Annotated in this window: 16 protein-coding genes, 1 tRNA gene and 1 other RNA gene; 16 read left to right on the forward strand and 2 right to left on the reverse strand. The window is 36.3% G+C overall.

The window, feature by feature from the left end:
* Positions 1 to 132: 132 nt before the first annotated feature.
* An RNA gene (ffs, locus tag DWZ63_RS13280) (signal recognition particle sRNA large type) lies at positions 133 to 398 on the forward strand.
* A 404-nt stretch (positions 399 to 802) separates the two neighbouring features.
* Entirely contained in the window at positions 803 to 3136 is a 2334-nt protein-coding gene (locus tag DWZ63_RS13285; RefSeq protein ID WP_055940548.1) for a cyclic nucleotide-binding domain-containing protein, read from the forward strand.
* Positions 3137 to 3256: 120 nt separating this feature from the next.
* Here the strand turns inward: DWZ63_RS13285 and DWZ63_RS13290 are convergent, their stop codons facing one another.
* Positions 3257 to 3985: an SDR family NAD(P)-dependent oxidoreductase gene (locus DWZ63_RS13290; protein WP_118500112.1), complete on the reverse strand. Its 729-nt coding sequence runs from the start codon at positions 3983 to 3985 to the stop codon at positions 3257 to 3259.
* A gap of 260 nt (positions 3986 to 4245) precedes the next feature.
* Between DWZ63_RS13290 and DWZ63_RS13295 the strand changes: the two genes are divergently transcribed.
* The 9 genes from DWZ63_RS13295 to DWZ63_RS13335 all read left to right on the forward strand — a co-directional run bounded on the left by DWZ63_RS13295 (position 4246) and on the right by DWZ63_RS13335 (position 16147).
* Entirely contained in the window at positions 4246 to 5439 is a 1194-nt protein-coding gene (locus DWZ63_RS13295) for an LCP family protein (protein WP_118500113.1), read from the forward strand.
* A 63-nt stretch (positions 5440 to 5502) separates the two neighbouring features.
* Positions 5503 to 6297, forward strand: a complete 795-nt coding sequence (locus tag DWZ63_RS13300) for a WecB/TagA/CpsF family glycosyltransferase (protein ID WP_022014256.1) — start codon at positions 5503 to 5505, stop codon at positions 6295 to 6297.
* 336 nt (positions 6298 to 6633) lie between these two features.
* Entirely contained in the window at positions 6634 to 7746 is a 1113-nt protein-coding gene (gene ugpC, locus DWZ63_RS13305; RefSeq protein WP_022223968.1) for a sn-glycerol-3-phosphate ABC transporter ATP-binding protein UgpC, read from the forward strand.
* 345 nt (positions 7747 to 8091) lie between these two features.
* The gene (locus DWZ63_RS13310; RefSeq protein ID WP_022013597.1) at positions 8092 to 9180 is read left to right on the forward strand and encodes a helix-turn-helix domain-containing protein; all 1089 of its coding nucleotides are present in this window, start codon (positions 8092 to 8094) and stop codon (positions 9178 to 9180) included.
* Between the two features lie 332 nt (positions 9181 to 9512).
* A complete protein-coding gene (locus DWZ63_RS13315; protein ID WP_118500114.1) occupies positions 9513 to 10775 on the forward strand; it encodes a S41 family peptidase in 1263 nt (420 codons plus the stop codon).
* A gap of 60 nt (positions 10776 to 10835) precedes the next feature.
* Positions 10836 to 12821, forward strand: coding sequence for an excinuclease ABC subunit UvrB (gene uvrB / locus DWZ63_RS13320; protein WP_022013595.1), 1986 nt, complete (start codon positions 10836 to 10838; stop codon positions 12819 to 12821).
* A 300-nt stretch (positions 12822 to 13121) separates the two neighbouring features.
* On the forward strand, positions 13122 to 15257 hold the full coding sequence (locus tag DWZ63_RS13325) for a beta-galactosidase (RefSeq protein WP_118500115.1): 2136 nt from the start codon (positions 13122 to 13124) through the stop codon (positions 15255 to 15257).
* Positions 15258 to 15345: 88 nt separating this feature from the next.
* A complete protein-coding gene (locus DWZ63_RS13330; RefSeq protein WP_118500116.1) occupies positions 15346 to 15687 on the forward strand; it encodes a hypothetical protein in 342 nt (113 codons plus the stop codon).
* A 79-nt stretch (positions 15688 to 15766) separates the two neighbouring features.
* The gene (locus tag DWZ63_RS13335; protein ID WP_118500117.1) at positions 15767 to 16147 is read left to right on the forward strand and encodes a hypothetical protein; all 381 of its coding nucleotides are present in this window, start codon (positions 15767 to 15769) and stop codon (positions 16145 to 16147) included.
* A 196-nt stretch (positions 16148 to 16343) separates the two neighbouring features.
* Here DWZ63_RS13335 and DWZ63_RS13340 read toward each other — a convergent pair whose 3' ends face one another.
* Positions 16344 to 17441 carry an HD-GYP domain-containing protein gene (locus DWZ63_RS13340; RefSeq protein WP_182431530.1) on the reverse strand — a complete coding sequence of 366 codons (1098 nt, stop codon included), beginning with the start codon at positions 17439 to 17441 and terminating at the stop codon, positions 16344 to 16346.
* 315 nt (positions 17442 to 17756) lie between these two features.
* Here DWZ63_RS13340 and DWZ63_RS13345 point away from each other — a divergent pair.
* From DWZ63_RS13345 to DWZ63_RS13365, 5 genes are all read left to right on the forward strand, one after another.
* Positions 17757 to 17840, forward strand: a tRNA-Leu gene (locus tag DWZ63_RS13345).
* Between the two features lie 559 nt (positions 17841 to 18399).
* Complete coding sequence (gene pfkB / locus DWZ63_RS13350) at positions 18400 to 19323, forward strand: 1-phosphofructokinase (RefSeq protein WP_118500119.1); 924 nt, start codon at positions 18400 to 18402, stop codon at positions 19321 to 19323.
* A gap of 54 nt (positions 19324 to 19377) precedes the next feature.
* Positions 19378 to 21288 carry a PTS fructose transporter subunit IIABC gene (locus DWZ63_RS13355; RefSeq protein WP_118500120.1) on the forward strand — a complete coding sequence of 637 codons (1911 nt, stop codon included), beginning with the start codon at positions 19378 to 19380 and terminating at the stop codon, positions 21286 to 21288.
* 171 nt (positions 21289 to 21459) lie between these two features.
* The gene (locus DWZ63_RS13360) at positions 21460 to 21717 is read left to right on the forward strand and encodes an HPr family phosphocarrier protein (protein ID WP_055940575.1); all 258 of its coding nucleotides are present in this window, start codon (positions 21460 to 21462) and stop codon (positions 21715 to 21717) included.
* Between the two features lie 167 nt (positions 21718 to 21884).
* On the forward strand, positions 21885 to 22634 hold the full coding sequence (locus tag DWZ63_RS13365; RefSeq protein ID WP_118500121.1) for a DeoR/GlpR family DNA-binding transcription regulator: 750 nt from the start codon (positions 21885 to 21887) through the stop codon (positions 22632 to 22634).
* Positions 22635 to 22686 lie beyond the last annotated feature (52 nt).

Raw genomic sequence — 22686 nt, forward strand, 5'->3', positions numbered from 1 at the left:
TTGAATAACAGTAAAATTGTTTACAATGGTATTGTTATAGATTACAAATGAAAGATAGTTTCATTTAAAAGAAAATGAAGTAAACATTTATATCTTAAATTTTAAAGATTTGACTGTGGGAAGTAAAAACTTCCGTGCTAGCCGGGGAGTTAGCGGCTCCTTGTAACCTGCAATCCGCTATAGCAGGGGTGATGTCTTGTCGAGGGCTTGTTTTTTGCAATGCTGCCCCCGGTAAGTGGCGTTGACGCTTTGGTCTTGCGCAATGAAAACTCATGAACCGTGTCAGGAGGGGAACCTAGCAGCACTAAGTGAGAATTTTCGTGTGCCGTAAGGTAGCCGGAGCCGAGCTAACTGCCGGGGTAACGGTTACATTGACATTTTCAAAACAGGATGCACGGATTTATATATATTATTTTAGAAGCAAGGCTTTAGCCTTGTTTTTTTGTTATAGGAAATTTTTTGTTTTCTATAACATAAAAAACATCCCGTGAGGATGTGTATTCCGCTCAAGTGCGAAAGAGTCGCAAGCAACTTATTTTTCTTTTGCGAAAAATTAATGAAACGAAGATACATTGAATTGTTATTTAGCGAAAAAAGAGGAGTAAAGCGAAAAAGTATTGTATTCTTTTTTAACGAAAAAAGTCGAATAAATTGGAAATGCATGGTATTACTAAATTGACGATAAAGCTATTAGATTGTATAATAGAATAAGTATTGCTGCCTGCGTTAAAGCAGGTATGAAATTAAAAAAGAGTGGGAACAGCAGACTGGATGTGAGTTGATAGAGGGAGGAAAGAAAGAATTGAAGGCGGAATTAAAGCTAAATAACATAAATCAGGTTATAAAGGATACCATAATATATGAACAGGGTGATGAAATATCATCGGTAAGTCTTGTAGTAAAAGGCCGCATAAGGATGAGTGCAGAGGGGACAAATATAGTAGTAGGTTCAGGAAATTTTCTTGGACTTTGTGACCTTGTCGGAGATAAATACGGGATTACATATACAGCAGAGACAAATGCGGTTATATATGCATTTCCTAAAATGAGACTAAGCAAAGCAGTAAGAAGTCTTGTCAAGGCAAACAAGGACTATGCAGGGCTTATGGTAGCTTCTTTTAGCCGTATTATTCGTGAACTTTCTATAACATATGAGAAAATAACGGCAATGGCTGACAAACTCTATGAGTTTTTATTGTCAGGTCGTACAAGATATACAGAGATAGCAAAAGAAGCAGGGATTAAAGCTGATAATATCCGCTCAATAGATGACATTGAGGAATATGAACAGGGTGATGTAGACATCGACAAGATAATGTATTACAGGGCTTGCTGTGAGATAGCACCTGATATACAAAAGGCATATTTTGGAGCAAGCTCAGCCATATCAGTATATCATGTTCTCGAACAGATAAAACTTGTAAATGCCATTATAGCTGAATGTGGCAGAGGAACAGAGTATTTAAAGCTGCTTTCAAAGCCACTTGTCAAAGAGGAAAGAAGTCTTTATATGCAGGTATTTCAACTTGCAAATACGGTTCAGCATATAGGTGGAGAGTCTGGCAATGTCATGTCTTTGTTTGATGATATTATAGATTATATAAATACGCTTGAAAATCTGATGCTCGACAAGGCGGGTGTCGATCTTGAGATAGACCATGAATTTATGGAAGAAACATATTTCAGTCTTTTAAATTCAGATGTTAAAAACGATGACGGTAATGATGCTGATATAGCATTGACAGAGATGGAATATCAGGACATAAGCCAGTTGAATAATTCACTTTCCTTTATACTTGATTATTCAGGGATTGAAAGAGAAGAAGCTTTAGATTTTGAGCAGTATATCACAGATTTTGACAAACTTAGAGACAAGTTCCTGACCGATGATGATACAAGAACGCTCAGAAGAAATATTACAAAGATGTATTATAAGATATACAAAAAGGTATTTCTTAAAGATTATAAATCATCAGAAAGTACGCCGGTAATAATAGATTTGTTTCTGAGGTATGGCTTTATAAGCGAAAAGCTTCTTTCAGAAGAACTTCTTGAACAGCTTTTGTCCATAGACAGACATGATGTTGGAAATGCATCATGTATGGTATATGATATGAAACAGTGGCTTACGGAAATTATAGAGGGACGAAAAGAGCCGTCAAAGAGTGAGTTTGATCTTGATTATGCGGAGAGTTTAAGAGATCGAAAGAGAACGGGTGAACTATCAGAAGAACAGGTAAATGCTCTTGCAGAAGATAAAAACGCAAAGTTTGAATTTGAGGTAGATAATATGTTCAAGGCGAACCACCGTATTTTATACGGACAGGTATCGGCATTTGTTCCGTTTTTGTTTACAGACGGTTGTGCATCATCGCTCTTAAAGACATTTATGTCTGGAGACAGGATAAATGCGGCAGTTCACAGATTGCTGCAGATAGATTATTCTGCATTTTACAGAGAGGGATTATACAAAGGAGATGCAGAGGGTATAAAGAAAGAGTATATAGTCGAGGAAGTTTTTCCTGATTTTATTTTATTCCCTATAGCCGGAAGCAATCCTATCATGTGGCAGGAGATAAGCGGAAGAAGAAGAAATTCAAAAGGGAGATTTTTGCTGCCGGCATTTCTTGACACGGATATTGATGCGGCAATGGTTAAACTGTTCGGAAGATTCAGATGGGAGCTTTGCAGAACGATACAGGGTGCAGCGTGGAACAACATACAGGTGAAATCTCTCACAAGTGAGTATAGTGATTTTATTCAGTTTTATAAGAAAAACAGGGAATTGTCAGAGGATAAAAAGGACAAGCTTAAAATGCAGATTCAGAAATGCAGAAATAATACGCGTGAGGTGTTTGTTGTTGACTATGAGAACTGGATTAAGCATGAAGCTCATGGAGGAATCGTTTTGAGCAAACCGGTGAGGGAAATTATGGCTACATATTGTCCTTTTGCCAAAGATCTTAGAGATTCAGTTGAAGAGCAGCCTTTGTTTAGGGACGCAATGGCAAGATACAACAGAGAGAAAGGTAAAAAGACAAAAGAGTATGACCTTAAATTCAGAGTATGGGATAAAGATAAGATTGAGGTTCCGAAGGAAATTGTCAAGACAAGAGATTATTATGTAGAGATGTAAGAAAATTATCCCCCTTGAGCAGAAAAATTGTAAATCTGTTTAAGGGGGATTTTTTAATGTATAGGAAAACGCTTATAATGTAGTGTGGATACTATGACAAAACGCCGGTTGTGCTATTTTTTATATCCAGCCGCCGTCAAGTCTTATTATCTGTCCGGTCATATAACTGCTAGTAGCAGAAATGTCATATACGGCTTTTGCAACATCTTCGGGAGTGCCGATTCTTCCGGCAGGAACTTCGTCTATAACGGCGGCAAGTTCGTCTGCGTCAAGGAAGCTGTTCATGTCGGTGTCGATAATACCGCAGGCAACTGCATTTACCTGTATGTTACTTGGAGCAAGTTCTTTCGCAAGAGCTTTTGTGAATGCGTTAATACCCCCCTTTGTAGCTGAGTATGCGACTTCCGTCGAGGCACCAACACAGCCCCAGACGGATGATATATTTATTATCTTACCCTCATGGCTGCCAAGCATAATCGGAATGGCAAGTTTGCAGCAGTTAAAGACAGATGTGAGATTTGAAGTTATTATATTGTTCCAATCTGAAGGTGTCATGTCTTGCAAAAGACCAATATATGAAATACCGGCATTGTTTATCAATATATCAGCTTTGCCAAAGCGTTCTTTTATAAGAGAAAAAAATTCTGCGGCATTTTCAAAAATGCCGATATTTCCTACATATGTCATACAATCTGCACCAATGTTTTCTATCTCGTCTTTTAATGAGTCAAGCATATCTGCATTTTTGTGACAGCATACGCATACATTAAATCCTTTTTTGGCATAATAAAGCGAAATAGCATGTCCTATGCCACGGGATGCACCCGTCACTATAACTGTTTTGCTCATAAATTAAAACCTCGTTTTCATATTAGTTCCTATTTCTGCACATATTTTTTGTGCATAGTGCAAAAAATCTTTTATATATAGATTTTTCACACTTAATATACCATATAAATCACATTATTAAAATAGAGCAACTATTACGATTTGGTTAAAAAAGTTACGACATTAAGTCTTTTGCTTTACACATAATTTTTTTTTTGTTATAATGTATCATATGTTTTTTGATATTATACATAAAGAATCAAAGATAGAAAGGTACAATTATGAAAAAGAAAAGTGTGGCAAAGATATTTGCTTTGAGTTTATTAAAGTCAGTATTGGGCATAATAATCATACTTGCCGTGGGCTTTGCAAGTTATAAGATTTCATATACGATTCTCTCAAACAACTCTGAAAAGGTTGGAACGAGTTCAAATGAGATTAAGGATATTTTGGATGAGGCCCAGACAGATGAGATTTCTAAAAATCTTATATATGTAAGTAACGATAAGAAGATTTCACATCTCATGCTTGAGATTTGCAATACGAAAACAAATAATATGGATTATATAACGATTCCGGTAGGAACGGATTATACTATACCTACTGATATGTATCAGAGATTAAGTACCGTAAATCAGGAAATACCGCAGATTGTAAGATTAGGAAGACTTAAGCAGTACTTTGACAAGGATGAAGATGCATACGGATATGGTGAGCTTATTATTGAAAAGGCTCTCGGCATAAAGATAAGTTACTATACGGTTATCAATCAGGAAACATATGTAAATCATTATTCGAGAAGAAATGTAAATGTTAAGTTTAAGCCGCAGTCGCTTTCGGCATCAGGCAGTAATGAAAGTGTCACGGTAACTGAAAAGATAAATGTAGCAAGTGAGTCTTATTTAAAACAGCTTAAAGATTTAAATGGAGATCAGACTAAGATTGCTGAATTTATAAAGGAACAGTATGAAAGAGTTGATTCAAATCTTACCGTATATAATAAGATTGGTTATGTAGAATGTTACGAGAAGCTCAATTCTGAATATTTCCATTATTGGGGAATACCGGGAATGTATTCAGAGAATATTTTTCAGATAGATACAAAAGCTTCAAAAACTTTTATAAATAAGCTTGTAAAAAATACTACACCATATACACAGTCTCAGAGTTTTAAGAAAGTGTCAAAAAGTTCAGGAAAGTCATCAAAGGGCAAGAACATACTTGTTCTCAACGGCAGCAGGATAAGTGGTCTTGCTTCAGCAGCAAAGACAAAACTTGAGAGTGCCGGATTTAAGGTGAAAAAAATAGGCGATTATTCTGCAGAAACTTTGACACAGACAAAGATTATCGTAAAAGAAAATGGTGCAGGTAAGGATTTAGCACAGTATTTTAGCAATCCTGTTATCGAGACAGGTACCGTAGAAAGCGGTTATGATATAAAGATTATAATAGGAACAACTGATGCAAATAATTAAACACCGGATAAAATTAAAATGCACGCCATAATTAAAGTGACGTGCATTTTTTGAAATGCAGGAATGATTAAGGCTGATAAGTTTGTAAAGTTTATAGATAGAATGAAAGGCATGGTAAAAAATATGCAGTCATCAGTAAAAATAATGGGTATTGATATTGATATGCTCAGCAATGATGTGTTTATTGAAAAAATAAATGAATATCTTAAAGATGATAAAATGGATGTGATATTATTTGCCTCTGCGGATATGATAAACCATGCGGCAGAAGATGACAAATATCATGAGATAATAGATAAGGCAGAACTTTTTCTGCCAGGTGAGGAAGCATTGCTTACAAATTATAAGGTTGATATGCTTGAAGCAGGCGGAATGGTTGTAAGCTGCAAAAGTTTTGGAGTGATGCTTGAAAATCTCTGGAAACAGGACAGGGTTATTTACATAGTAGCGGATAGTGAAGAAGATGTCGAAAATCTTAGGAATTATTGTAAAAAAAATCAACCGGAATTGAAAGTGGCAGGAGATTGTGTTTATTCTGAAGAAATAGAGGATGCTGCGATAGTGAATGAGATAAACAGTTGCACGCCGGATATACTTCTTGTTGATCTGGAGAGCAGTATTCAGGAAAAATGGATAATAGAGCATGTTAAACTTCTGAATGCAAAGATATGTATCGCCATCGGAGGCGTTGCAGGGATAATTATGGCAGAAGAGAAAAAAGTGCCGGTATGGATTGAAAAGATAGGTCTTACAAAGCTTTATGAAAAGTTTGCGATAGAAAGAATTCCGCAGAAATTTATGAAAGCAAAGTTTTTCAGTAAAAGAATAGACAGATATAACACAAAAAATGACCAATGATTTGAACATTTTTACTAAAAAGTAACAATCTATTGGTAAAAACAAACAGTTTTAGACGGTGTTTATTGTGACATTTCATGATAAAACGAAAAAAACGCAATAATATATACTCTTTGCACAAAAAGTGTAAAATTTATTTGGCTAATTGTCCTATGGTAAAATATTTTAAGATAGTGTATTATAAAACCATGTTAAATGTGAGTCACGAAAAAAGAACATTATAACTAAATTACAACAAATGATTTGGTTATATGTAGAAGAATCACAGGCAGTATTGTTACATGATTATGGTACTGCATAGTAAAATGAGTTGTAAAATTTAGGAGGACACATATAATGGCTAGTTTATCTTTAAAAAACATTTGTAAAACATATCCAAACGGATTCCAGGCAGTTAAAAACTTCAACCTTGACATTGCAGACAAAGAGTTTATCATCTTCGTAGGACCTTCAGGTTGTGGAAAGTCTACAACACTTCGTATGATTGCAGGTCTTGAAGAAATTTCTTCAGGTGAGTTATGGATCGGAAATACTCTTGTAAATGATGTTGAGCCAAAGGACAGAGATATCGCGATGGTATTCCAGAACTACGCACTTTATCCTCATATGTCAGTTTATGATAACATGGCATTTGGTCTTAAACTTAGAAAGACTCCAAAGGAGAAGATTGACAAACTCGTTCATGAAGCAGCTAAGATTCTTGATATTGAGCATCTCTTAGACCGTAAGCCAAAGGCTTTATCAGGTGGTCAGAGACAGCGTGTTGCCATGGGTCGTGCAATCGTTCGTAATCCTAAGGTATTCCTTATGGATGAGCCTTTATCAAACCTTGATGCAAAACTTCGTGTTCAGATGCGTATCGAGATTTCTAAGATTCACCAGAGACTTGAAGCTACAATCATCTATGTTACACATGATCAGACAGAGGCTCTTACACTTGGTACTCGTATCGTAGTTATGAAAGATGGTGTTATGCAGCAGGTTGCTTCACCTATCGATCTTTATACAAAACCTTGCAATGTATTCGTAGCAGGATTTATCGGATCACCTCAGATGAACTTCATCAACTGTAAAGCAGTTAAAGATGGTTCAGATGTTAAACTTGAGTTTGGTACATACTCAGTTAAACTTCCTGAAGGAAAGGCAGAAAAGCTTGTTGAAGGCGGTTACATTGATAAAGATGTTATCATGGGTATTCGTCCTGAGGATATTAAGGATGAGGAAATCTATGTAAACAATGGTACAGACAATGTTCTTGAGGCTACTGTAAAAGTTTACGAAATGCTTGGTGCTGAAGTATTCTTATACTTCACAGTTGAAGGATTTGACATTACAGTTCGTGTAAATCCTCGTACAACAGCTCGTCCTGGTGATACTATTAAGATTGCACTTGATACAAGCAAGATTCATGTATTTGATAAAGAAACAGAGAAAGTTATTACAAACTAGTCTGTAGCAGGTATTTTGAATTAGATTTAAAAATGTAATTTATGTGAGAAACATACAAATAGAAATGTCGCTATACTTTGGGTATAGCGGCATTTTTTGATGTCTGGGAAAATGCTCGTAATATAGAGATGAGTCAATGAGAATTGCGTGTTACAGAGTATTATAATGTAAAAATATATTTGTTTTTGTTAAAATGCACAATTTTTATATGGAATAATATGTGAAATATGGATATATTGTTTATGAAGTATTTACTTTTGTGCAAATTGATGGTATAGTAAACTAATGGAGTGAAAAAATATATTAAAATTAAAATAGATAATCAACAGATATTGGAGGGAATTTATGATATCTAATCAGGTTTTACAGACTACTATAGACGGACTTAAAAATATTACCAGAATTGATATTTGCGTTATGGACACAGAAGGAAAGGCACTTGCCACAACTATAAACAATGTCGAAGAGTACGAAGATGCTGTTATGGCATTTGTTGAATCTCCTGCAGATAGTCAGGTGCTTCAGGGATATCAGTTTTTTAAGGTTTTTGATGATCATCAGTTAGAGTATGTTATTCTTGCAAAGGGTGACAGTGATGATGTTTATATGGTGGGAAAGCTCGCAGCTTTTCAAATTCAAAATCTTCTTGTTGCGTATAAAGAGCGTTATGACAAGGACAATTTTATTAAAAATCTTTTGCTCGACAATCTCCTTCTCGTAGATATTTATAATCGTGCAAAGAAGCTTCATATAGAGACAAGTGTAAACAGAGTAGTATTTCTTATTGAGACTAAGGATGAAAAAGATTCAAATGCATTAGAGACGGTTAAGGGATTGTTTGCAGGAAAGTCAAGAGACTTTATCACGCAGGTAGATGAAAAAAATATCATTCTTGTCAAAGAGTTAAAAGAAGAAGAAGGTTATGAGGATATGGAAAAGACGGCAAATGTCATTCTCGATATGCTCAACACTGAAGCAATGATAAGTGTGCATGTATCATTTGGTACCATTGTGAATGAGATAAAAGATGTTTCACGCTCATATAAAGAAGCGAAGATGGCACTTGATGTAGGAAAGATATTCTACAGTGACCAAAATGTTATTGCATACAGCAGCTTAGGTATAGGAAGACTTATATATCAGCTCCCAATGCCATTGTGTAAGATGTTTATCGGCGAAATTTTTGGAGAAAATACTCCGGATGATTTTGATGATGAGACTATCGCAACGATAAATAAATTCTTTGAAAACAGTCTTAATGTTTCGGAAACATCAAGGCAGCTTTACATCCATAGAAATACTCTTGTATATAGATTAGACAAGCTTGAAAAGAGTACGGGACTTGACCTCAGAGTATTTGATGATGCTATCACATTTAAGATAGCGTTGATGGTTGTTAAGTACATGAAATATATGGAGACATTTGAGTTTTAAACATTGAAGATAATATCTCCCCCGGATTGTACCAAAATCAAAGAGCTGACTCTTTGATTTGGTGTATTCGGGGGTTTTGTTATTGTTTAGCTATGCTGCGTTATAGCTGCACAATTTAATCGTAGGTTATGATAGTTTTGCAAATACCTGCAAATGTGCATAAATAAAAGGTGTAAAAGTTCTTTATATTGTGTTATCATCATATAAATATTTAAATGATTGCGAAACAGGTTATATGTTGTGTTCATTACAGATTATGATAGTAAGAAATGCAAGGCTGAACTGTTATAGTTTCGTAAATGTAGATATAAACTGACAGGAGAGAAATAGACATGAATATGGACAGAGATAGAGAAACAGATATTAATTTTGATTTTTTACGCGGAGTCATTATGGGGGCGGCAGGCTGCATATTAGTTTTGTTGAGTGCACTGACGATTGCTCAATATGCAGGAAAAATCAATGTGGCGGCAGGTCTGAAATGGGATGAGAATGGAATGTCCAAAGAGGCAGTAGAGATAAAGGATAAGGCAGAGATATTGTCGTCGTATATAAACAGATTTTACCTTAATGATATAGATTATGGCAAAATGGGAGATATTATTTATAAGGCGATGGTAAGCGGACTTGATGATAAATATGCTGCATATTATACAAAGGATGAATATAAGGATATTTCAGAAAAGACAAAAGGAGAATTTTGTGGAATAGGTGCGTATATATCACAGGGGAAAAACGATAATTATTTAAAGGTGGCAGGCGTTGTAAAGGGTGGTCCGGCACAAAAAGCGGGAATAAAAAAAGGAGATATTATTGTTGAGGTTGATGGGGAAAATATCAAGGGAAAGGATAGTTCTTATGCCATATCAAAAATGAAAGGCAAAAAAGGAACAAATGTAAGCATTTCAGTGATGAGAAAAGGAAATAAAAAACCTATCACTTTCAATATTAAAAGAGAAGTGATTCATGATAATACTGTTTCATACAAAATGCTTGATAATAATATCGGATATATTTCGGTGAGTGCCTTTGAAACAGTTACTAAGAAGCAGTTTAAAAGTGCTGTAGATTGTTTGGAAAAGAAAAATGAAAAAGGACTTATCATAGATCTCAGAGATAACGGAGGTGGACTTTTGGACACCGCACTTGATATGCTGGATCAGATACTTCCTAAGAAACTTGTGGTATATACAAAAGATAAGAACGGAGTAGCAGAGGAGTATTACACAAAGGATGATAAAGAAATAAAGATTCCGATAGTTATTCTTGTAAATGGCAATTCTGCAAGTGCTTCTGAAGTTTTTTGTGGAGCACTCAGAGATTATGGAAAAGCGAAACTTCTTGGCACAAAGACTTTCGGAAAAGGAATAGTACAGTCATCATTTGCGTTCCGTGATGGAACAGGACTGAAATTCACGACATCAAAATATTATACTCCTAAGGGCATAAATATACACGGAACAGGTTTTGAGCCTGATATAAAGGTTAAAAGTAACGGAAAAATGACTGCTTTGAAAGAAAGCGGTTATAAAGTTGATAATCAGATAAATGCTGCATTGGATTATCTTACAATAGCTCTTAAATCTAAGCGTTGATGTATCTACTGTAGTTTTACTGTTGTACACTGATTTATAAAATTTTAGGGAGGTGTTTTTGTGCAAAATTCACAACAAAAATTCAAATTACATTCAGAATACAAGCCAACCGGTGACCAGCCGCAGGCTATCGAGGAACTTGTAAAAGGATTTAAGGAGGGCGACCAGTTTCAGACTTTGCTTGGTGTTACGGGTTCGGGAAAAACATTTACTATGGCAAATGTTATAGAGAAACTCAACAAGCCCACACTTATAATCGCACATAACAAGACTCTTGCAGCACAGCTTTACGGTGAGTTTAAAGAGTTTTTTCCTGAAAATGCAGTTGAATATTTTGTATCTTATTATGATTATTATCAGCCTGAGGCATATGTTCCGTCATCGGACACATATATAGAAAAGGATTCATCGATCAATGATGAGATTGATAAATTAAGACATTCGGCTACAGCGGCTTTAACTGAGAGAAGAGATGTAATTATTGTGGCGAGTGTGTCATGTATATATGGTCTTGGAAGTCCTATTGATTACCAGAACATGACTGTTTCGCTCAGACCGGGGATGATGAAGGACAGGGATGAGGTTATTAAAAAACTTGTTGAAATCCAGTATGCCCGCAATGATATGGATTTTAAGCGTGGTACTTTCAGGGTGAGAGGGGATGTTTTGGAAATATTTCCGGTTTCAGAGTCAGAACATGCAATAAGAGTAGAATTTTTCGGTGATGAGGTTGACCGAATCACTGAGATAGATGTGCTTACGGGAGAGATAAAGGCAGAACTTGAGCACATGGTGGTATTTCCGGCATCTCATTATGTAGTAGACCGTGACAACATGAATCGAGCTATTATTGGGATAGAAAATGAACTTGAATACAGAGTAAAAGAATTTCAGAGTCAGGACAAGCTTCTTGAAGCTCAGAGGATTTCAGAGAGAACAAACTTTGACATAGAAATGCTTCGTGAAACAGGTTTTTGTTCGGGGATAGAGAATTATTCAAGACATTTGTCGGGACTTAAACCGGGACAGCCGCCTCACACACTGCTTGATTATTTTCCTGATGATTTTATTATAATGGTTGATGAGTCACATATCACGATACCTCAGATAAGAGGAATGTATGCAGGTGACCGTTCAAGAAAAAACACACTTGTTGAGTATGGTTTCAGATTGCCGTCAGCACTTGACAACAGACCTCTTAATTTTGACGAGTTTGAAAGCCACATAAACCAGATGCTCTTTGTATCAGCCACACCTAATGTGTATGAGAAAGAGCATGAGCTTGCAAGAGTTGAACAGATAATAAGACCAACAGGTCTTCTTGATCCTGAGATTACCGTAAAACCGGTCAAAGGTCAGATTGATGATTTAGTGGGTGAGATAAGAAAGACACTTGATGCAGGAAATAAAGTAATGATAAACACACTTACAAAAAAGATGGCAGAGGATTTGACGAATTATCTGAAGGAGATAGGCATAAGGGTGAGGTATCTTCATTCAGATATAGATACACTTGAGCGTTCAGAGATAATTAGGGATATGCGAATGGATGTGTTTGATGTGCTTGTCGGTATAAATCTTCTGCGTGAGGGGCTTGACATACCTGAGATAGAGCTTGTTGCAATACTTGATGCTGATAAAGAGGGATTTCTGCGTTCGGAGATTTCTCTTATCCAGACTATAGGCAGGGCGGCGAGAAACGCTGATGGTCGTGTTATCATGTATGCAGATGTGATAACGGAGTCGATGAGAAATGCGATAGATGAGACGAACCGAAGAAGAAAGATACAGGCAAAGTATAATGAGGAACATGACATTACGCCACAGACAATAAAGAAAGCAGTAAGAGACCTTATCAGTATATCAAAGAAAGTTGAGACAAGCAGCGAGGATATAACTAAGGATATTGAGTCGATGAGTGAGAAGGAGATTGACAAACTTGTTGCAAAGATTAAGAAACAGATGCATACGGCGGCAGCAGAACTTAACTTTGAGCTGGCGGCGAAGCTGCGTGACCAGTTGATTGAGATAAAAAAGCTTGAGTGAAAATAATGTAGGTTGAGAGGGCTTGCAAGTGGCTGTAATTAACAGCCGCAGGCACGCTCACGCTATTTGTAACTCGCAGCGGTACATAAAGTGCTGAAAGACAGCACTTAAGTATCGGCGGTTACAACAATGCCTGCTTGTGTTAATTAGCAACCCACTTGCAAGCCTATATACGGTATTGAGAATTTTACAATGGAGATTTTTGATAAGAGATTTTGACAGTTTTGCAGTGAATGATTTTTATAAGAGATTTTTTTAAGACTTTGTGGTGTAGTTTTTTGATAAGGAAAGGAAATTTTGATGACTGATAGTAAGTTTAAATTGCCGGTGGGAATAAATATCGGTGTGGACTATTATCCGGAGCACTGGGATGAATCACTATGGGTTAAGGATGCGGATATGATGCATAAGGCGGGCGTTAAAATTGTCCGTATGGCTGAGTTCGCATGGAGCAGACTTGAACCGGATGAGGGCGATTTTGATTTTGAGTGGCTTGACAGGGCGGTTAAACTTTTTGAGGACCGGGATATATATGTTGTTTTGTGTACGCCTACTAACACACCTCCACAGTGGCTTTTTAAAAAGTATCCGGAGATTATCCAGATTGATAAAAAGGGAAATAGGATTTCCATTGGGATAAGAGGACACAGGTGTTTGAACAGCCCTGTTTACAGGGAACTTTCTAAAAAGATAATCATGCATATGGTCGAGAGATATAAGGACAATAAATATGTTATAGGTTATCAGATTGACAATGAGCTTGAGGCAAATCACTGCTGCTGTGATGTGTGTAAAAGTTCTTTTAGGGAATGGATTAAGAAGAAATATGGTACGATACAGGCGGTCAATAAGGCATATGGAAATAATGTGTGGAGCGGTGAGTATAGTGATTTTTCACAGATTATGCCGCCGATGAATGAAAATGGGAAATGGCTGAATCCCTCGCTTAACCTTGACTTTAACAGATACGCATCTGAGAGCACCTGCGATTATGTTAAGTTTCAGTCGGACATTATCAGAAAAATCTCTCCTGATAAATTTATTACGACAAACAACTGGCTATGTGAGAATATGCCTGATTTTTATGATATGTTTGAAAATCTTGATGTTGTATCATATGACAATTATCCGCTTACAAATCTGCCAAAAGATGATGAAACATTGTATTCGCACGCATTTCACCTTGACCTGATGCGTGGCATAAAAAATAAAAACTTCTGGATTATGGAACAGCTAAGCGGAAGTGTCGGAAGCTGGATGCCTATGTCACTTACAACAAGACCCGGAATGTTAAAGGGGTATTCACTTCAGGCAATCGCACATGGTGCGGATGCCGTTGTGCATTTCAGATGGCGCACGGCTGTTTCTGGTGCTGAGATGTACTGGCATGGGATAATAGACCACAGCAATGTGCCTGGGAGAAGATATAAGGAGTTTTGTGGACTTTGCGATGAGGTTAAAAAAATCCAAAATCTTGCGGGAACAATATGCAGAAATGAGATTGCGATACTGTATTCATCTGACAATGAGTATGCATTTAAAAATCAGCATCAGGCGGAGAAAATGTATTATCTTGAGCAATTAAAACAGTGGCATGATGCATTTACCTGTCTGGGACTTGGAGTTGACATTATAAATCAGACACAGAGACTTGACAAATATAAAATTGTCATCGCACCGACAATGCTCGTTGAGAGTGCGGGGACATTAAAAGAACTTGAAAGAGCGGCAAATAATGGAGTTGCCGTTATTTTAACGAATCGTTTAGGTGAGAGGGATTATAATAATAAATGTATTATGGAACAACTGCCGACGATATATTCCGAACTCACGGGAATAAAAGTGACTGAATATGAAGCGTTGCCTGATGGTATGGAAGTGAGGCTGAGATTGTCGGATGAATTTGCTGAAAAGTCGAAGTATGCCTTAAAGAGTGAAAGAGAAGAAAATGCAACATCACAATATAATTTAGAAAGCCAAAATAAGGAAGTTGAAAAATCAGACTATGCATTAAATAGTGACAACGATGTAAATTCAAATGAAGAAATAAGAAAAGTGAAAATTATTGGAAAACGATGGTGCGATATAATAGAAGAAAACGAAAATGTGGAAGTGCTTGCAAGATATGATGAGCAGTTTTATAAAGATTTTGCGGCTGTCACAAGAAATAAATATGGTGATGGAGAAGTCTATTATTTTGGTACAGTATTAAATCGTGACGCAAGTATAGGATTTGCAAGGGAGATTGCCAAAAGGCAGCAGCTTGACATAATAGGCGGACTTCAAAAAGGTGTGGAAGTTACGTATCGTTATGGTGATAAAAAGTGGCGTTTTATATTTAACAATACCGAAAAAGAGCAGAAAGTTATTATCGGGAAAGAACAGATTACATTAAAGCCATTTGAGATGAACATACAAGAAACTATCTTGCATTGAAGAAAAAAGGAGAGTATAATTGATTATATAGGAATATTAAGATGGTTTAGGATAAGTCTATATATGAATTTGACAAGGAGTGATTTTTATGCAGATAAGTGGTATCAATGGAATGAACAATATCAGCAGTATATATACATATGGAAATTCACATTTTAACCAGATACAGAACAATCCTGTTACTCCGGTAACAAAGGTTAAAAGCACACAGCCTGTTGATGGCGAACAGGACAAGTCAAAATATGCTGTTGTTTATGGAAATGATAAGACAAGTGAGACATATGACACTAAAGAAGCAGATGAAGTCAAGTCAAAATATGCAGATGCACAGAATGTCTCATATAATAATACAAACAATCCATATGAGATTTCAAAGATGGAAAGAGACAGTATGATATTATCCGGAATGAATTTTGATGAGTATGCATAGCAAGTATGCATAGCAAATATGCATAGCAAACATGCATAGCAAACATGCATAATAAGTATTAAACAGGAGGAATTATCGCATGATGAAATGGTGGAGAAGATTGATTTTTTCTATTATCAGTCTGGTATTGGGATATATTTCTCTTGATTATCTTTACTCCGCTTTTACGAAACTTACAAATGCATCGGGAAGTGCAGCAGCATACAGTCCTAAAGGAGATGGCTTGTCACAGCTTTTAGGGGCGGTTATGTTTTTTGGATACTTTGTTGTTCTTGGATTTTATATCTGGATGATAAAGAGGTGTTCACCAAAAATTGACCTTATAGAAGAAGATGCCAAAACCGGAGAGCAGAAAGTAAAGAAAAAATGGTTTGATATTATACTTCAGATAGTTATCATTATTACCGGTATGATAATAAGATGGGCATATCTTATGTTCATATATCTGCCGAAATTGTAAAATAAAAACACCATAGAATTTAAGATTTAGAGCTGTAACTATCAGTTTTTAAAACAGAGTGTGAACAGCATTTAAATCTTGTATCCTATGGTGTTTTTCATTATCAGAGAAGTTTTTGTAATCGTGTTATAAACCGGTAAGCAGAGCTTACCGGAAATATTTGCATGACTACATATCCTTTTGGAATTTTATGCTTCTAAAGCAATGTATCAATGTGCAGGTGAAAATCTTTTGAAAGATCGTATGTTTTTGTGTCTGATATGACAATAGGTCTTGAGAGAAAGTTTTTATTTAACAATACAACACGACCAACATCGCCATTTGATAATTTTACTTCTGTATTGATGTAGGCTTCAACGGTTCTTTCGATAAATTTATACAATGCTCCCGGCTCGTAGAGTTCTTTTTGCAGCTCCATATGTTCAAGGACAGGGAACGGACAAATTCCTTTCCTATATACTCTGTCGGCGGTCATTGCATCATAAACATCTGCAATGGCGACAATACCTGAAAATAAATCGATTTCATTTCCCTTTAAACCATTTGGATAGCCTTTTCCGTCATATCGTTCGTGATGCTGAAGTGCAGCAAGTTTTATTTTAGAGTTTAAATTTTTGGTTGAAAGGATTTCATAACCATATTCAGGATGTTTTTTGATAATAGCATATTCGTTATCGGTAAGCTTTGAAGGTTTTTGGATGATTTCAGGTGGAATACGCAACTTTCCTATATCATGCAACATTCCCGCTATCATAAGCGTTTCAATATCATCATGGCTTAAGTTCATCCATGTACCAATAACATTACATATAAGTGCAACATTTATAGAGTGGGCGTATGTCAAATCATCGTATCCACGCATACATTGCATCATTTCAAGAAGATGAAGTGGATTCCTGGATCTTTCGAGTATGCTTTCTATTTCTGAAATCATTTCATCGACAAGTCCGTCGCCGTTTTTTATTATCATATCATTTAATGTCTTTTTGAATCCTGTAAGGCATGAATCAAATTGTGAATGAAATTTTTTGAAATCTTCTGACTGCTCAATTCGTTCAAAGTATGTTGGTTTTTGATTGTAATTATCATTATTGTTAGTGTTTTCAGTCTTTTCAGGTGAATCATTAACAAGTATATATACTGTTTTAATGGCATAGTGCTTTAGTTTACTAATTATATCCGGTGTAAGTTCAGTGTTTTCCTGAATGATGAGCCGACCGTTATATGTATAAACGGATTCTGCAACAATCATTCCGGGACGCAAATTAGCCGTAAATAGTTTTTTTGTTTTCATTATTATCATCTCCCTCTTCTTTTCAGATAAAGGTATCCATATATATTATAACATTGTAATGTATAGAAAAACAAGTATATAGGGGGATCAAAAGCATTAAATTTATATTTAAAAAGTTTGGCGTAACAGTTCAGCCCCAAAAAACAAGTCAATAATACATTGAGCAAGCTCATGTATTATTGACTCATCTTTTTTAGGCTGAACTGTTACAGTTTGGCTGAAAAAATAATAAAAAAGTGTTGACAAATGTAAAAAAAGCTGGTAGTATATATCTTGTTCGTGACAAACGATACTTAAGTTTGTTAAGGATTAAATGCGGAAGTGCTGGAATTGGCAGACAGGCTAGACTAAGGATCTAGTGTTGGCAACGACGTGAGGGTTCAAGTCCCTTCTTCCGCATTGGATATGTTCGGAAGTCTGATATTGTATCAGGCTTTTTTTTTGTATAAATTGATTTATACCAGTTCTAAAAAACTGATAAAAAGCGACACATATTTTATGGATTATACTAATGTATTTGGAAATCTTTAATCAAGAATTATAATTATCCGTTTGTATAAATATAAAAATCAAAATCAGTCAAAATCATTTATTGTTGAAATCAATTATTATGTATAAAACACTTGAAATAGTGGATGATAAACAGGGGATTTTACTCCTATGTAATTGTTATGGAAAGTATTTTATAAAAATAACAATGTTTTTGTATATATTGCACAAAAAAATAGGTTGTATTTTGTGAATTAGTTTGATTGATTTTGAACGAATATGATTATATAATATGTTCAACAAATCAAAAACAGCCGTAAACGATTAAAGATGAACATTTGTTATTATTCAAACTAATTCGCATAGCTGAATTGTTTCTGTGTATATTAGATTTGTTTGAAAAATAAATCTTTTGTTTGAATAGTAAGCAAATTTTTAACTTAAAAATTTATGGCGGAAAGGATAGCATATGATTTATACGGTTACATTAAATCCATCATTGGATTATATCGTTGCAGTTGATGATTTTAAACTCGGATATACGAACCGTACATCAAGTGAGCTGATGCTTCCGGGAGGAAAAGGCACGAATGTTTCAATCGTTTTAAAAAATCTCGGTATTGATAGTACAGCACTTGGATTTGTAGCAGGTTTTACCGGAGATGAGATTGTCAGAGAACTTGAGGAAACAGGTATAAATACAGACTTTATAAAAATGAAAGATGGAATATCAAGAATAAACTTGAAACTTTCATCTATTGACGGAACGGAGATTAATGGACAGGGACCTGATATTCCAAAAGAGCAGTTAGATAAACTTATGGAAAGATTGATGTTGCTCGGTGAGGGAGATATTCTTGTACTTGCAGGAAGTATTCCGGTTACAATGCCTTCAGATATTTATGAGCAGATAATGAAAAAACTTCAGGACAAAGATGTTACGATTATAGTGGATGCGACAAAAGATCTTCTTTTAAATGTTTTGAAGTACCATCCGTTTTTGATAAAGCCAAATCATCATGAGCTTGGAGAGATATTTGGTGTTGAGTTATCAGAATGGGAAGATGTAGTTCCATATGCAAAGAAGCTGCAGGAGATGGGAGCAGTAAATGTTCTTGTTTCTATGGGAGGAAAAGGCGGAGTTCTCTTGAGCGAGGACGGAAAAGTAGTTGCCACCAAAGCAACGACGAGCGTAGTTAAAAATTCAGTCGGAGCAGGTGATTCATCAGTTGCCGGATTTATAGCAGGATGGCTGCAAAAGAAAGATTCTGATTATGCATTCAGTATGGCTATGGCAACAGGCGGTGCAAGTGCAGCATCGGATTATCTTGCTACAAAGCAGGAAGTTGAGGAGTCGCTTAAGAGGGTAGATTTAAAGCATATTGCCAAGTAAATGAACTTATAAACAATCTTAATGTTTTTACAGAAAGAAAGGATGGAGATGAGCATGAGAATAACAGATTTATTAGATGCTAAGAGTATAAGCCTGAATTTGTCACCTAAGTCTAAATTTGAAGCTCTTGATATGGCAGTAGACCTTATGGTAAAGAGCGGCAAGATAAACGATAGAGAGGGTTATAGAAAACAGGTTTACTTAAGAGAAGAAGAAAGCACAACGGGTATCGGCGAAGGAATAGCAATCCCACATGGAAAATGTGATGCGGTAGACAGACCGGGACTTGCCGCAATGGTTATAAAAGATGGTGTGGATTTTGACTCAATTGACGGAGATCAGGTTACACTTCTTTTCCTTATCGCAGCACCGAACACAGAGGATAATGTGCATCTAGATGTATTGAGCAAACTTTCAGTGCTTTTGATGGACGAAGAATTTTCAAAATCTTTACGAAATGCAAAATCAGTTGATGAGTTTATTTCAATCGTAGACAAGGCAGATGACGAAAATCCGGATATTGACGAGAGACTTAAGAGCACAAATGTTTCAAACGAGTCAGGAAAGAAAATTCTTGCAGTTACTTCATGTCCGACGGGTATTGCACACACATATATGGCAGCAGAGGGAATTGAGAAAGCAGCAGGTGCAGCAGGAGTCAATGTAAAGATTGAGACAAGAGGTTCAGGCGGAGCGAAAAATGTTTTGACAGACAATGATATTAAAGAGGCTGACTGTATCATAGTTGCCGCAGATGCAAAAGTTCCGATGGAGAGATTTGACGGAAAGAAAGTTATAGAATGTCAGGTATCAGACGGAATAAATAAAGCTGACAAACTTATAAAGAGAGCTGTAAACGGTGACGCACCGGTATATCATGCGGCTAACGCATCGGAGAGCCAGAGTAAAGAAACCTCAGGCGGCGGTGTAGGACATAAAATTTATACTCAGCTTATGAACGGTGTATCGCATATGCTCCCGTTTGTAGTCGGTGGTGGTATCCTTATTGCAATAGCATTCCTTATCGACGGATTGTCAGTTGACATTTCATCACTATCGGTTAAAGACCGTTCAAACTTTGGTACGATAACACCTGTTGCGGCAATGTTTAAGAGCATCGGCGGACTTGCATTTAACTTTATGTTGCCTGTACTTGCCGGTTTTATAGCAATGGCAATCGGTGACAGACCGGCACTTGCACTTGGTTTTGTTGGTGGAATGATAGCGTACAACGGAAAATCAGGTTTCCTTGGTGCTATCGTGGCAGGTTTCCTCGCAGGTTATGTAATACTTCTTCTTAGAAAGGGCTGTGAGAAACTTCCGGAGGCACTTGAAAAACTTGCACCTGTACTTATTTATCCTGTTGTAGGCATACTGATAATGGGACTCGCAATGAATTATGTAGTAGAGCCTGTTATGGGTGTTATAAATACAGGACTTAATACATGGCTTGGAAGCATGGGAGGTTCAAGTAAGATAGCACTCGGATTTATCTTAGGCGGAATGATGGCTATAGATATGGGAGGTCCATTCAACAAAGCAGCCTATGTATTTGGCATAAATTCTATTGCAGCCGGAAATTATGATATTATGGCGGCAGTTATGATAGGTGGTATGGTTCCACCGTGTGCTATTGCACTTGCAACAATGTTATTTAAAGACAAATTTACAAAAGAGCAGAGAGAGAGCGGTCCTACAAACTTTGTAATGGGACTTGCGTTCATAACAGAGGGTGCGATACCTTATGCGGCTGCTGATCCATTTCGTGTAATTCCATCATGTATAATAGGTTCGGGAGTTGCAGGAGCACTCAGCATGGTATTTAACTGTACATTGATGGCACCTCACGGTGGAATTTTCGTATTTCCGGTTGTCGGAGGTTCATGGATGTATTTACTCTCACTTGTAATAGGAACAGTTATTTCAACAGTATTACTTGGTGTGCTTAAGAAAAAAGTATCATAGAGTATTAAGCCAAAGTACAGATTAATATGGTAAAAAAGTTTTTTGACCGATAAGTATAAATATGATAAAATAAAACTACTTAAAGGGAAGAAACAGGTTATGGACTATATGTTAAAAAGTAATGATTAAAAATTTAAAAATTATATTTTAAATGAAAGGGGCATTTATATTATGAAAGAATTTATTTACACGGTTACAGATCCACAGGGAATACACGCACGTCCGGCAGGAGAGCTTGTAAAGCTTGCAAAGGAATTTACCAGCAGCGTAACTATTTCAAAAGACGGAAAGTCAGGAGACTGCAAGAAAATATTTACTATTATGGGACTTGGAATTAAAGGCGGCATGGAAGTCGTACTTAAGTTTGATGGTGAAGATGAGGACGCAGCATACGAAAAGATTTCTGCATTTATGAAAGAAAATCTGTAATCAGTATAAGAAATTTAAGATTACGAAATTAAATGTTGCGAAAAAGATTTGATGCTTTTGGTCGCAAGTGACCGAATCAGAGATATAACAAACAGAAAACCCCGGGTATATCAAAATATGATTGCCATGGGGTTTTTTAGGGTTAAAAGTTGAAAGCGAGGGATAAAATGTTAGTAGAAAAGCGTCAGCAGATGATATTAAAAATGCTGGAGGAGAGAAAGAGCGTAACAGTAAGCGAAATAAAAGACTCTCTTGGTATATCTGAATCAACGATAAGGCGTGACCTCACAATGCTTGATAAAGAAAACAAACTTATAAAAGTGTTTGGCGGTGCTATAGCTGTAAATTCCAATTACACGGCGAAAGAACTCTCAGTGTCACAAAAGCTCAGGGTAAATGAAAAAGAGAAGAGACAGATAGCCAGAAAGGCAGCGGAAATTATAAAACCGACGGATTTTGTATATCTTGATGCCGGTACGACAACAGGTTATATGATTGAGTATATAAGTTGTAAAGAAGCAACATTTGTCACAAATGCCGTTGCACACGCAAAAAAACTTGCTGTATCAGGATTTCATGTAATCCTTGTTGGAGGTGAATTGAAAGGAACAACAGAAGCGGTAGTCGGTAATGAGGCTATTTTGTCGATACAAAATTATAATTTTACAAAAGGATTCTTTGGAACTAACGGCATAAGTTTAAAGCACGGTTTTACGACACCGGATGCAAATGAGGCTCTTGTCAAAAAAACAGCGATAAATCAGTGCAATCAGAAATATCTTCTTGCCGATTTTGATAAATTTGACAATGTGACATCAGTGAAATTTGCAAACTTCGGAGATATGCATATATTGACTAACAAGGCACCGGAGAAATATAAATATCTTGATGAGGGCATGATTGATGAGGTAGTGTGAGGAATAAGTGGTTTTTATAACGGCATAATTGCAGGCAGATTTGTGAATGTAG

Origin of the sequence: Clostridium sp. AF34-13, from assembly GCF_003477845.1 — a bacterium.
Classification (GTDB): Bacteria; Bacillota; Clostridia; order Lachnospirales; family Lachnospiraceae; genus Butyribacter; species Butyribacter intestini.

Bases quoted from the DNA above. Each gene is read 5' to 3' on its own strand.
- DWZ63_RS13300 (WP_022014256.1), top strand. From the start codon at position 5,503: ATGATTAAGGCTGATAAGTTTGTAAAGTTTATAGATAGAATGAAAGGC.
- pfkB (WP_118500119.1), top strand. From the start codon at position 18,400: ATGATTTATACGGTTACATTAAATCCATCATTGGATTATATCGTTGCA.
- DWZ63_RS13295 (WP_118500113.1), top strand. From the start codon at position 4,246: ATGAAAAAGAAAAGTGTGGCAAAGATATTTGCTTTGAGTTTATTAAAG.
- DWZ63_RS13310 (WP_022013597.1), top strand. From the start codon at position 8,092: ATGATATCTAATCAGGTTTTACAGACTACTATAGACGGACTTAAAAAT.
- DWZ63_RS13315 (WP_118500114.1), top strand. From the start codon at position 9,513: ATGAATATGGACAGAGATAGAGAAACAGATATTAATTTTGATTTTTTA.
- DWZ63_RS13360 (WP_055940575.1), top strand. From the start codon at position 21,460: ATGAAAGAATTTATTTACACGGTTACAGATCCACAGGGAATACACGCA.
- DWZ63_RS13290 (WP_118500112.1), bottom strand. From the start codon at position 3,985: ATGAGCAAAACAGTTATAGTGACGGGTGCATCCCGTGGCATAGGACAT.
- DWZ63_RS13335 (WP_118500117.1), top strand. From the start codon at position 15,767: ATGATGAAATGGTGGAGAAGATTGATTTTTTCTATTATCAGTCTGGTA.
- DWZ63_RS13330 (WP_118500116.1), top strand. From the start codon at position 15,346: ATGCAGATAAGTGGTATCAATGGAATGAACAATATCAGCAGTATATAT.
- DWZ63_RS13365 (WP_118500121.1), top strand. From the start codon at position 21,885: ATGTTAGTAGAAAAGCGTCAGCAGATGATATTAAAAATGCTGGAGGAG.
- DWZ63_RS13355 (WP_118500120.1), top strand. From the start codon at position 19,378: ATGAGAATAACAGATTTATTAGATGCTAAGAGTATAAGCCTGAATTTG.
- DWZ63_RS13325 (WP_118500115.1), top strand. From the start codon at position 13,122: ATGACTGATAGTAAGTTTAAATTGCCGGTGGGAATAAATATCGGTGTG.
- DWZ63_RS13340 (WP_182431530.1), bottom strand. From the start codon at position 17,441: ATGAAAACAAAAAAACTATTTACGGCTAATTTGCGTCCCGGAATGATT.
- ugpC (WP_022223968.1), top strand. From the start codon at position 6,634: ATGGCTAGTTTATCTTTAAAAAACATTTGTAAAACATATCCAAACGGA.